General features: G+C 72.4%; 10 protein-coding genes. 3 read left to right on the plus strand and 7 right to left on the minus strand.

The window, feature by feature from the left end; genetic code table 11:
* Positions 1-148: 148 nt before the first annotated feature.
* Both Raf01_RS34980 and Raf01_RS34985 read right to left on the minus strand, forming a co-directional pair.
* Positions 149-1,339, minus strand: a complete 1,191-nt coding sequence (locus Raf01_RS34980) for an NAD(P)/FAD-dependent oxidoreductase (RefSeq protein WP_203922381.1) — start codon at positions 1,337-1,339, stop codon at positions 149-151.
* Positions 1,340-1,396: 57 nt separating this feature from the next.
* On the minus strand, positions 1,397-1,978 hold the full coding sequence (locus Raf01_RS34985) for a hypothetical protein (RefSeq protein WP_203922382.1): 582 nt from the start codon (positions 1,976-1,978) through the stop codon (positions 1,397-1,399).
* Between the two features lie 153 nt (positions 1,979-2,131).
* On the opposite strand from Raf01_RS34985, the gene Raf01_RS34990 reads away from it, so the two are divergent.
* Complete coding sequence (locus Raf01_RS34990) at positions 2,132-3,016, plus strand: SDR family oxidoreductase (protein ID WP_203922383.1); 885 nt, start codon at positions 2,132-2,134, stop codon at positions 3,014-3,016.
* Positions 3,017-3,053: 37 nt separating this feature from the next.
* A complete protein-coding gene (locus tag Raf01_RS34995) occupies positions 3,054-3,605 on the plus strand; it encodes a carboxymuconolactone decarboxylase family protein (RefSeq protein WP_203922384.1) in 552 nt (183 codons plus the stop codon).
* A 35-nt stretch (positions 3,606-3,640) separates the two neighbouring features.
* Here the strand turns inward: Raf01_RS34995 and Raf01_RS35000 are convergent, their stop codons facing one another.
* The 5 genes from Raf01_RS35000 to Raf01_RS35020 all read right to left on the minus strand — a co-directional run bounded on the left by Raf01_RS35000 (position 3,641) and on the right by Raf01_RS35020 (position 10,488).
* Positions 3,641-4,906 (minus strand): sensor histidine kinase, encoded by a 1,266-nt coding sequence (locus Raf01_RS35000; protein WP_203922385.1) that lies wholly within the window; start codon positions 4,904-4,906, stop codon positions 3,641-3,643.
* Between the two features lie 170 nt (positions 4,907-5,076).
* Entirely contained in the window at positions 5,077-7,962 is a 2,886-nt protein-coding gene (locus Raf01_RS35005; protein WP_203922386.1) for a helix-turn-helix transcriptional regulator, read from the minus strand.
* Between the two features lie 104 nt (positions 7,963-8,066).
* Positions 8,067-8,669 carry a response regulator transcription factor gene (locus Raf01_RS35010; RefSeq protein WP_203922387.1) on the minus strand — a complete coding sequence of 201 codons (603 nt, stop codon included), beginning with the start codon at positions 8,667-8,669 and terminating at the stop codon, positions 8,067-8,069.
* A 50-nt stretch (positions 8,670-8,719) separates the two neighbouring features.
* Positions 8,720-9,811, minus strand: a complete 1,092-nt coding sequence (locus Raf01_RS35015) for an LLM class flavin-dependent oxidoreductase (RefSeq protein WP_203922388.1) — start codon at positions 9,809-9,811, stop codon at positions 8,720-8,722.
* 218 nt (positions 9,812-10,029) lie between these two features.
* Positions 10,030-10,488 (minus strand): carboxymuconolactone decarboxylase family protein, encoded by a 459-nt coding sequence (locus Raf01_RS35020; protein WP_203922389.1) that lies wholly within the window; start codon positions 10,486-10,488, stop codon positions 10,030-10,032.
* Between the two features lie 149 nt (positions 10,489-10,637).
* Here Raf01_RS35020 and Raf01_RS35025 point away from each other — a divergent pair, with 149 nt between their 5' ends.
* The gene (locus Raf01_RS35025; RefSeq protein WP_239134213.1) at positions 10,638-11,543 is read left to right on the plus strand and encodes a sigma-70 family RNA polymerase sigma factor; all 906 of its coding nucleotides are present in this window, start codon (positions 10,638-10,640) and stop codon (positions 11,541-11,543) included.
* Positions 11,544-11,546 lie beyond the last annotated feature (3 nt).

Below are 11,546 nucleotides of genomic sequence, written 5' to 3' on the forward strand. Positions count from 1 at the left end.
CGGATACTTCACGTCCGATCGGGGTGCGGGGTTGCCGGGAGTTTCAGTCGTGTCTATGACTGAGCGTCGGTGAGGGAGGAAGCGTGCCCGACTCCGTCACGGGACCAGCTCCGTCACGAAGCCGGGACGGGTGGGGTGGGGGACCGGGTCAGTCGACCGGCGTGGTCGTCGGTGCGAGCGCCGACACGTCCAGCGACGGCGTCCGGTCGCGGATCAGGTCGGCGACGATCTCGCCCGCGTTCGGCCCCATCGTCAGGCCGGCGGCCCCGAAACCGGTCAGCATCGCCAGCCCCGGTACGCCCGGCACGAAGCCGACGTGCGGCGACTGGTCCGGCGTCAGCGGCCGCAGGCCGACGCGGGTCTCCAGGTGGCTCGCGGTGGACAGGCCGGGTGCCACCGACAGGGCGGCGGTCAGCACCTCGTGCAGCCCCGCCGCGGTGACCTGGACGTCGAAGCCGCTGCCCGTCTCCCGGGTCGCACCGACCACCACCCGGTCGTCGAAGCAGACGAGATAGTGCGGGCCCATCGGCAGGACGGTGGGCCAGTTTCCGGTGTCCACGCCCGGTAGCCGCAGGTGGACGATCTGGCCGCGCTGCGGCTCCACCGGTACCCGCAGGCCCAGCGGCGCCAGCACCGCGTTGGTCCACGCGCCCGCCGCCGCGACCACGATGTCGGCCGCGATGGTCTCGCCGCTGCCATGTTCCCCGCCGACGTGGGCGTCGCTGCCAGGTTCGTCGCTGCCAGATTCGCCACCGGCATGCTCGCCGGTGACGCGCACGCCGGTGACCGCGCCGCCCTCGACGACCAGTTCGGCGTCGCCCTGCCGGGCGAGCGCGCCGTGCCGCCGTGCCCCGTCGAGCAGCCCGGCCCGCAACCGCCGGCCGTCGACCCGTGCGCCGCCGGTGATGTGCACCGCCGACAGGTGCTCGGCCAGCGGTGGGAACAGCGCGCGTGCCCGCACCGGGTCGAGCCGGTGGACCTCGCCGACCTCGGGCCGCTCCGGCCCGTGCGCGGCGACCCTGGCCTCGACGTCGTCGAGTTGGTCGCGGTCGGCGGAAACCACCAGCGATCCGGTCCGGGCATACCCGATGTCCTGCACCCCGTCGCGCGTCAACCGATCGATCAGCGTCGGGTAGTAGGCGGCGCCGGCCAGGTACAACTCGTACCAGGGCGTGCCGGGCACGGCGGCGCTGCTCCACGGCTGGAGGATGCCGGCCCCGGCGGCGGTCGCCTGCCCGGGCCGCCCGGACTCGACCGTGACGACCTCGACGCCCTGCCGGGCGAGCGCGTACGCACAGCTCGCGCCGGCCACACCGGTGCCGACCACGATCACGCGCATGTCCGCCACGGTACCAGCAGATGATCCTTTGTCCTGCGGGTCAGAGTGTTGCCTCGGTCAGGGTGTTGCCCGGTCGGGTCGACTGGACACGGCACGGGCCAGCGCGTAGCCGCCGAAGGCCAGCAGGCAACAGCCGGTCCCCACACCGGTGACCGTGCTCGCGTCCAGCCCGGTAGCCAGCCCGACGACCAGGGCGGCCACCGCGACCGCGCAGGTCAGCACGCCCAGCGGCACGAGCGTCCGGTCGCGCAGGATCGGGGCGAGCGCGAAGAAGTGCAACCCGACGATGGCGCACACCCAGACCGGGATGAACTCCGCCTGCCCGGCCGCGCCGAGGACCCAGGCGCCGACGCCCGCGACACCGAACTCGATGCCGACCGTGATGCCATAGCGGCGGCCCGCGCTGCGGTCGTGCAGCACGGCGGTTGACGCCGGGCTGCGCAGCCCGATGACCGCGCCGCCGACCGCCACGAGCAATGCCACCACACTGCCGATGTCGAGCCACACCTCCAGCCCGGCGACCTGCGCCTGCTGGCCCCAGCCGAACCAGGCCGCGGCGAAGAAACCCTCAACCAGCGCGGTGACACCGAGGTCTCGCCTGGTCCGCACGGATCTGGACTGCCCGAATGTCGTGGTCACCGATCGTTTCCCCCCGTCATGAACTCCCGAGCAGGGGACCACGGGGTGGCCCGTTTCCACAAGCGTCCTCCTGGTCAACCAGTCACTCGACAGATGCCCGATCCCATGTGCCGGAGGCATCGTCGACACCGTCGGGTCTGGGGAGGGGAAACGATGAGATGCGTTCAGCCGCACGCTGTTGTCACCGGGGCGTCCTCGGGCATCGGGCGAGCCACCGTACTGCGCCTGGCGGCGATGGGGTACCACGTCTACGCCGGGGTCCGCCGGGCCAGGGACGGCGAATCCGTCCAGCGCGAGGCGCCGGCCCACCGGCTGACGCCACTGCCGCTGGACGTCACGGACAGGCAGCAGATCGCGGCCGCCGCGAAGACGGTCGAGGGACACGTGGGTGGGCTCGGACTGGAGGCGCTGGTGGACAACGCCGGCATCGGGCTCACCGGCCCACTGGAGTTCGTCCCGGTCGAGGCGTTCCGCCGCCAGTTCGAGGTCAACGTCATCGGTCAGCTCGCCGTCACCCAGGCGTTCCTGCACTCGCTGCGTACCGCTTGTGGACGCATTGTGATCGTGGGTTCGATCGGCAGTCACATCACCATGCCGTTCGCCGGGCCGCTGGCGTCGTCGAAAGCCACCGTCACCTCGCTCGCACACGCTTTCCGGCAGGAGTTGGCGCCGTGGGGCATCCGGGTCGTCCTGGTCGAACCGGCGAGCATCCGCACGGACGCGATCGACAAGCTGAAGCGCGACGCGGAGCGGGTTGTCGACGAGTTTCCGCCCGGTACCCAGGCGCTGTACCGGTTCACGTACCCGGAGATGGTCCGCCGGGCCCTCGCCCAGGAGCGGCGCGGCAGCCCACCGGACGTCGTCGCGCAGGTGGTCGCGAAGGCGCTGACGGTTCGCCGCCCGCGTACCCGGTACCTGGTCGGCAAGCACGCGTACCTGCTGTCGGCCGCGGCGCACCTGCCGACGCCGGTTCTCGACGCTCTGCGCCGCCGGCTGTTCGGCCTTCCCAGGCCCGGATCCCAGGCCAATTCCCGCTGAACCGGCGCGTCGCTTCGCAGAACAAGGGAGACCTCTCGTGACTCACGTCGACACGCTCGACCCACACTTCGAGGCGGCCGCGGCCGCCGCCAGCCGGTACGCCTGGACGCTGCCGGACCTGTCCATGCGGGAGAAGGCGTTCGTCTCCATCGCCACCGACCTGTGTGCCGGCAACACGGGCCTCGCTCTGGCCACCCACGTCGAGGGGGCCACCAGGCACGGGGTCACGGCGGCCGAGTGCCTGGTCGCCGTGCGGTACCTGGCCCCGTACGTCGGCCAGTTGACCACGGCACGGGCGGTCGGGCAGCTACGCCGGGAGTACCCGGAGGTCCGCGCGATCGATGGGCCCGACGGGTGCGAGTGGGGAGAGGGCAGCCTGACGCCGCGTGAACGGGCGCTGATCCGCGTCGCGACCGATGTGCTCAACAACCAGACTGTGGACGAGACGTTCGAACTGCACCTGGGCCTGGCGGTCGCGGCCGGCGCCGGTACCCCCCAACTGCGCGCCGTCCTGCTGCTGACCGCCGAGTACGGGACGGCCCGGGCCTGGCACGCCTACCAGGCGCTGCGCCGGTGGGCGCAGCGGTAGCTGTCCCCGGCCGCTGCCGTGCTACCGCTGCCGTGCTACGCGGCGGCGCTCGGCTTCCTGACGTCGAGCGGAACGCGGGCGGTCAGCTGGAACCATCCGTCGCCGCGGATCCGGGTGTCCAGCCGGCCGTGCAGGACCTCCAGGCGTTCGGAGAGATTGTCGTGACCGGTGCCGCCCTGGTCCGGCTGCCCGGTCCTCGGCCCACTCTCCGCCCCTTGTGCCCCGCTCGCACTCTGTGACCCGCGCTGTGACCCGCTCCCCGGTTTGCTTCCCGATTGGCTCCCCGGTTGGTTCTGCGGTTTGCTCTGCCCGGTGGCGCGCACGCCGTTGTTCGCGACAATCAGCCGGTACTCGCCGCCCGCGACGAAGCCGCGGATCTCGCAGCGCGACGCGTCGCTGTGCCGCAGCACGTTCGTCACCGCCTCGCGCAGCACGGTGGCGAGAACGGCGTCGGTCGGGGCGGCGATGCCGTCGAGCACCGCGACGTCGGCGTTCACCTGGATGTCGGCTGCCGACAGGACCGCCTGGGCGCCGGCGGACTCGGTCGCGAGCGACATGTGCCGGTACGAGTTGGCGACCGCCCGCACGTCCGTGAGCGCCTGCCGGGACAGCGTCAGCACCGAGTCCAGCTCGCGCTTGGCGGCCGCGGGTTGGGAGTCGATGAGCCGGTACGCGAGTTCGCCGGTCAGGCTGATCGCCGACAGGCTGTAGCTGAGCAGGTCATGCAGGTCGCGGGCGAACCTCAGGCGCTCCCGGGACACCGCGAGGTCGGCGAGTTCGGCGCGGGTGTCGTGCAGTTCCTTGACGATGTCGGCGAGCCGGCTCAGGCCGAAGATGGCCAGTCCGAAGCCGAGGACGCTGACGAAGTAGTAGTACCCGAGATAGAGGTCGTGCTGCACGAGCGTTTCGGTCGCGGTGAAGGTCACGACCACACAGGCGAAGACAATCCGGCCGGCCGGGGCGGGGAGCAGCAGCAACGCCGACGCCGACAGGTAGTACGGAGTGCCGACCCAGTGCTGGTGCGCCCAGAGGAACGGAGCGTAGACCAGGACCGCCTGGGCCACCAGCGCGGACACGGCCGATCGCAGGGTCTGGAACCGGTGACTCGCGAAGAGCACCGCCAGCTGGATGGCGGCGAGGACGGTTTCCGCGGCCACGCTGGCGGCCAGCACGGGCGCGCTCAGGTGGCGGGTGAGCATGTTGGCGACCGATATGGTGGGGAACAAGACGAGGATCACGGCGACGATCCAGACCGCGAACGCGGGAGCGATCTGCGGATGCGGGGCCAGTCGCCGAACCACCCGGCGGGGACGCGTGCTCCTGCCCTGCCTCTGCTCGCGCGAGTCAGCTCCCGCGTGCGAGTGTGCGGTCTCTGTCCCCGGTGCCGGTCCATCGAAGGTATCCACGATCAGCGCTCCCCCAGGCGCCCGATCGTAGTACCACCGGAAGGAGCCGACCAAGCCGCGTCCGGTCAGCGGACGACGCCACGGTTGGGGATGCCGCCGTTGGTGGTGCCGCCGTTGGTGGTGGGGCCGTTAGCGGTGCCGCCGTTAGGGATGCCATCGCCAGTAACGCCGTCGCGGACGACGTCGAGCCGGAGAAGCTGCCGCCGGGACTCCACGCCGAGCTTCGGGTACGCCTTGTACAGGTGGTACCCGACGGTGCGGGGACTGATGAACAGCGTGGCGGCGATCTGCCGGTTGGTGGCGCCCCGCGCGGCGAGCCGGACGACTTCCCGCTCCTGTGGCGTCAACGGGCCGGACGCGGCCTGCCGCACGTCGCCGGCGGCCCGCAGCTCCGTGCGCACCTGATCGGCCCAGGGCCGGGCGCCGAGACCGTCGAACGCCTCGGCGGCCAGCCGCAGCACGGTCCTCGCCCGGGCCCGCTGGCGCGACCGGCGCAGCCACTGGCCGTACGCGAGCAGCCCGCGCGCGTGCTCGAAGGGATGGCCGGTGCGCTCGGCGAGGTCGACGGCCTCGGCGAGACGCTCGCCGTCCTGGTGTACGAGGCCCCGGCAGCGTGCCAGGGCGGCGTCGATCCGCGGCGCGCCGACCTGGCGCGCGCACTCGGTGAACTGGTCCAGCAGGCGGGCCGCGCGGTCGGCCTGCCCGCAACGCAGCGCCGCCTCGATGAGATCGGCCAGGCGGGACCAGGCGACCACCGGATGGTCGGCCTCGGTGAGCGGTTCCAGCGCGGTGGCGTGGTCCGCCCGGCCGAGCCCGGCGAGACCAAGTGCCCAGCGGCCGACCGAGTCGCTCGCGTCGTCCGCGCCCGCGGCGCCGCCGGCCAACCAGGCACAGCCGGCGGCGTCTCCGCGCACAGCGGCGAGCACCGCGCGGAGCGTGTCGAGCGGGCGCGTGTTCTGCCCGCCGCCGTGCCGGCCGACGGCGTGGCCGAGGTGCGTCTCGGCCTCCTCGTACCGGCCGGCGAGCAGCTTGGCGTGCACGAAGATGCGGGTCGCCTCCAGCAGTCCGGCCGGGCCGGCCCCGGTTTCGGGCCGGGCGATCGCCGACCCGGCCGAGGAGCCGGCCGCCACGGGGTCCAGGACGGCGAGTTGCGCCCACCCGGTGAGCAGGTGGTCGGGGGAGTGGGCGACGAGGTCGGGAAGCGCGGCGCGCAACGACGGGTACCCGGCGGGATCCTGGTTCAGCAGGCCGACCAGCGCGTGGGCCGCCCGCGCGACCGCACCCGCCGCCGGCTGTGTCCCGGCCGTCGACGCGGCCCCGGTTGTGGACCCGGTCCTCGACGCGGCCCCGGCTCTGGACGCGGCCGCGGACAGCGCATCGGCGCACCGGGCGGCAAGCGCGGCGTCCGCGGCGAGCCAGGCGCCGCGCAGCGCCTGGGTGAGCATGGCCGAGGCGCGATGCGGGTCCTCGTCCGCGATCAGCCGCGCGCCCTCGATGAGGTACCGGCCGGCCGCCCGTGCCGGGCCCCGCACCTGGGCGCGCGCCCCGGTCGGGCTCCCACCGGCGCCGGCGGTCGACTCCCCGGTGGGCGGCGCGGCTCGGTCTGCCCGGTCGGCCAGGTCAGCCGCGAGGCTCAGCCGTCCCGCGGCCGACGCCGTGCGGCACGCCTTCATCAGTCTCCGGGCGCCTGCCCGGGGCTCCCGGCTCAGCCGGGCGGCGTACTGGTACATCGCCAGCGTGGCGTCCCCGCAGTCGGGTGCCGCCCGTTCCAGGTCCGCCGCGATCGCCTCGTCCGGCGCCGCCGCCGAGAGGGCGAGATGCCAGGCGTGTGTGGCCGGGTCCGTCTGGGTGTCCGACGCGGTGGCCAGAGCCCGGTGGACGGCGAGGCGGGAGTCTCGGGTACAGGCGGTGTAGGCGGCCGCCCGGATGAGCGGATGCGGGAAGGTCAGCGACCCGTCGCCGACCTGGATCAGCCCCGCGTCCTCGGCCGGCCCGAGTTCCTCGGGGCCGAGACCGAGCAGCTGCCCCCCGCGCAGCACGGTGTCCAGGACGCCGGTGCACTCCGCCGCGGCCAGTGCGAGCATGGTGCGGGTACCCGGCGGCAGCTGCCGTACCGGCTCGATGAACTCGACCTGCGACCGGCACCGCAACGCGAACGGCGACACTTCGCCGGCCCGTTCGCGAGGGGTCAGCGCGCGCACCAGTTCGATGAGCGCCAACGGGTTGCCGCACGCACGCTCGACCACCAGTGTCCGGGCTCGCTCCGACAGGTCGGATACCTGCTCGTCGAGCAGGGCGTGGGCGGCCCCGCTGTCGAGAGCGCCGAGTCGCATCGTCGGGAACGGGCCGTGCCGCGGCGGTACCGCCACCCGGCTGGCCGCGAGAATGGACACCGGGAGGTCACGGAGCCGGCGGGCGGCGAATCCGAGCGCATCGGCCGACGCGCGGTCGAGGCACTCCAGGTTGTCGAGCACGCAGAGCAGCGGCGTGGACTCTGCGAGCCGGCCCAGCAACGACAGCACCGCCATGCCGACGAGCAGGCGCTGCCGCCCGACGACCGGTACGCCGCCGACCAGTGCCCGGTGCAGCGCGGTCGCCTCCGGAGCCGGCAGTGCCTCGACTACACCGGCCTCGACCGCACCGGCCTTGACTCCACTGGCCTTGACCGCACCGGCCCCGACCGCACGAGCGTTGACCGCACCGGGTTCGACCGCACCGGCCACGTCGGCGAGCAGGAGTTGCAGGCTGGCGAAGGGGATGTCGCGCTCGGACGCCACGCCGACGTAGCGCAGCACGCGGATCCCGTCGCACCGGCCCCGCGCGTACTCCAGCAACGCGGACTTGCCGCTGCCCGCCTCCCCGTGAATGACCAGGATGTCGCCCCTGCCGTCGCGGGTCGAGTCGGTCAGCCGGTCCAGCGCGGCCAGTTCATGAAGGCGTCCATGCAACATATGCCCGACGGTGCCAGGACAGCACCGCCGGGCATAGTGATCACACCACGAGTGCCGGATGGGTTTCTCGTTGCCGTACCCGTGAAATTTTCATGGCCGGAACCTCAGAGCCAGCCGTTCTGTTCCGCGATCCGGATGGCGTCCACCCGGCTGCGTGCGTTCAGCTTCATCGTGGCGCTGGTGAGGTAGTTGCCGACGGTGCCGGGTGACAGGGACAGCCGGGCCGCGATCCCGGCCACCGTGGCGCCCTCGGCGGCGATGCGCAGCACGTCGGTCTCGCGCGGGGTGAGCGGGTTGGCCCGGCTGAGTGCGGTGACCGCGAGGTCCGGGTCGATGACGCGTTTGCCCGCCGAGACCGCGCGGATGGCGTCGGCGAGCTGGCTCGGTGCGCTGTCCTTGAGCACGAACCCGGACACGTGGGCGGCCATGGCGCGCTGCAGCGTGCCGGGCCTCGCCATCACGGTGAGGATCAGCACCGCGCAGTCGGGCAGCTTCTCATGGAGTGCGGCGGCAGCGGTGATGCCGTCGATGCCCGGCAGGTCGACGTCGATGACCGCGACGTCCGGGTTCGACCGCTGCGCCGCGGCGACGATCTCGTCGCCCGAGCCGACCTCGGCGACGACGGTGATGTCGGACTCCAACTGCAGGATCATGCTCAGCGCGCGCCGCAGGATCACCATGTCCTCGGCCAGCAGGATGCGAATCATCGGGCTGTGAGAGGGTTCGCCGAGCACGCCATGGACCATTCATACCTTCCTCACCGGGGATGCCGGGAGGTGGCCGCCGAAGTGGGCTCCGCGGTCGGCGCGGGCGTGGGTATGGGGGTGGGCACGGGGGTCGGCTCCGGGAACGCGGGCATCACATACCTGGCGAAGAGCCGCACCTGATCCAGCATCTCCTCCACGGTGTCGGCCACGAACAGCGTCGCGCAGAAATGGTCGAGGCCCGCCTTCTCGAATGCCGCCACCTTGTCGCAGACCTCTTCCGGGGTACCGATGAGGTTGTCGGCGACGTACGTGTCGACGTCGACGCCCTGGAGCATGGTCTGCTCCAGCGAACCGCGGAACAGGTCGAACGTGGAGCGCTCGAAGCGCTCGCGGGCCTGCTCGGCGGTGTCCGCCAGGCAGACGACGGACTGCAGCGCGATCGTGACGGCGGACGGGTCGCGGCCGGCCTTCCGCGCGTATTCCATCACCTTCGCCCGGCCGGCGGCGACGGCACCGGGTCCGATTTTCGCCGGAAGCCAGCCTTCGCACAACTGCCCGGCGCGGCGCATCGAGCCCTCGACGTTCCCACCGGAGTAGATGGGCAGCGGCGACTGTACCGGCTTGGGGTACGACTCCACGTCCTCGAAGTGCCGGTACCGGCCGCGGTAGGTCGAGCTCCGATCGGTGAACAGGACACGCAGCGCCTCGATGCCCTCCCGGGTCAGCGCGGCCCGTGACGCATCCCGCAGGTCTGGCGCGACCGCCTCGAACTCGTCGCGGTACCCGCCGACCGCGACGGCCAGGGTGACCCGGCCGCCACTGAGCTGATCCAGCGTGGCGACCTGCTTGGCGAGCAGCACCGGGTCGCGCATGGGCAGTACGAGGATTCCGGTACCCAGTCGCACCACGGAGGTACGGGCCGCGATGTGCGCGAGGGTGACCAGGGGCTCGAAGTAGTCCGGGGGAGCGGACCACGCCTGGCGTACGTATTGCTGCGTGCTCAGGTGGTCGTTCCCGGACACGTCGTAGTACCCGAGTTGCTCGGCTTCGAGCGCGATCCGCACGACGTCCTCGGCGCTGGCGAACGGAACCGGGTAGGCCATGCCGGCCAGGCAGGTGGGCAGGTCGATACCGAATTTCATGAGGATCCCCTCGTCATGCCGTCCGTGCCGCGTCTCGCTCGCGCCGCTGGGCTGGCGCTGCCGGGGCTCACGCCGCCGTCGCGGTCGCAACCGCGCGGGCCTGTGCGATCGACGCTAGCCGGCCACGCGATTTCCGCATCTGTCGCGTGACTGGTCCGCGGGCTCGCGGGCGGCGGCAGGACGCGCGCCGCCCGCGAATACCGGTGGATCCGCTTCCGTCAGCCCCAGTTCTGCGGTGCCTGCTGGCGGGTCGTCACATTGATGCGGTTGAAGAAGTTGGTCACCGCGATCCAGAGGACGATCGCCCCGAGTTCCTTCTCGTTGAAGTGCTTGGCCGCGGCGTCCCAGATCTCGTCCGGTACCGCGTCCGGGCGGTCGGCCAGCCGGGTGGCGGCCTCGGCGAGGGCGAGGGCGGCCCGCTCGGCGTCGGTGAAGTACGGCGTCTCCCTCCAGACCGCCACCGAGAACAGCCGCTCGTCGCTCATGCCACTCTTCTTGGCGCTGCGCGCACCCGAGTCCACGCACGGGGCACACCCGTTGATCTGGCTGGCCCGCAGGTGGACCAGTTCCAGCGTCGCCCCCGGCACGCCAGCCGAGTGCGCCTCCTTGTAGAGGGCGTTGATCGCCGACATCATCTCCGGGGTGGCCTGGCTCTTCTTCAGCCGTGGTTCCTGCATGATCATCTCCTTGATCGTGGGGTCGTCCGGCGCTTCTGTCACACCGGCGCCTTCGCGTCCGTCATCGGTATGACGGCCCCGGTTCGGGGGATGTGACGAATGTGGCGTAGGCCACGAAGGCGATGAAAACGGGAGACGGAGGGACCACGGTGAGCGGCAACGATCGGCTGGCCGAGCGCTTCGAGGGGAACCGGCCACGCCTGCGCGCGGTGGCGTACCGGATGCTCGGCTCACTCGCCGAAGCCGACGACGCCGTTCAGGAGGCATGGCTGCGGCTGGACCGTACCGACGCCGGTGGCGTCGACAATCTCGATGCCTGGCTGACCACCGTCGTCGGCCGGATCTGCCTGGACATGCTGCGCTCGCGTACCGCCCGGCGGGAGGAACCGCTCGACGACGGCGAGACCGAGCCGCGAGCCGGCGCCGGTGTCCCGCGGGTCGATGCGCCCGCCACCGGACCCGGCGAAGGCGATCCCGAGCAGGAGGCCCTGCTCGCCGACTCGATCGGGCTCGCGCTCCTCGTCGTACTCGACACCCTCACCCCGGTCGAGCGGCTCGCGTTCGTACTGCACGACATGTTCGCCGTGTCCTTCGACGAGATAGCGCCGATTGTCGGGCGCAGCCCCGCGGCCGCGCGGCAGCTCGCCAGCCGCGCCCGCCGCCGGGTCCGGACCGGCGGAGCGCCGGACGCCGACGTGTCGCGCCAGCGGGCCGTCGTGGACGCCTTTCTCGCCGCCGCCCGGGCGGGCGAGTTCGCCGCGCTGCTCAGCCTGCTCGACCCGGACGTCGTGCTGCGCGGCGACGCCGCGGCCGCCGCACTGGGTGGCGGCGCCGTTGAACTGCGCGGTTCGGCCGAGGTGGCCGGTTTCATGTCCGGCCGTGCCCGCGGCGCGGTGCCGGCGCTCATCGACGGGGTGGTGGGCGCCGTGGCGGTGGCGGCCGGTCAGGTGCGCATCGCGCTCAACATCACGATCGCGGACGGCCGGATCACTGGGATCTACACGGTCGCCGACCCCGAGCGGTTGCGCGAGCTGGAGGTGACGATCCTGGCGTGACGG

It is taken from the genome of Rugosimonospora africana (assembly GCF_016862975.1).
Taxonomy (GTDB): Bacteria; Actinomycetota; Actinomycetes; order Mycobacteriales; family Micromonosporaceae; genus Rugosimonospora; species Rugosimonospora africana.

Coding starts and splice junctions, on each gene's coding strand:
- Raf01_RS35020 (WP_203922389.1), bottom strand. CDS start 10,488: ATGCAGGAACCACGGCTGAAGAAGAGCCAGGCCACCCCGGAGATGATG.
- Raf01_RS34980 (WP_203922381.1), bottom strand. CDS start 1,339: ATGCGCGTGATCGTGGTCGGCACCGGTGTGGCCGGCGCGAGCTGTGCG.
- Raf01_RS34990 (WP_203922383.1), top strand. CDS start 2,132: ATGAGATGCGTTCAGCCGCACGCTGTTGTCACCGGGGCGTCCTCGGGC.
- Raf01_RS35005 (WP_203922386.1), bottom strand. CDS start 7,962: ATGTTGCATGGACGCCTTCATGAACTGGCCGCGCTGGACCGGCTGACC.
- Raf01_RS35010 (WP_203922387.1), bottom strand. CDS start 8,669: ATGATTCGCATCCTGCTGGCCGAGGACATGGTGATCCTGCGGCGCGCG.
- Raf01_RS35015 (WP_203922388.1), bottom strand. CDS start 9,811: ATGAAATTCGGTATCGACCTGCCCACCTGCCTGGCCGGCATGGCCTAC.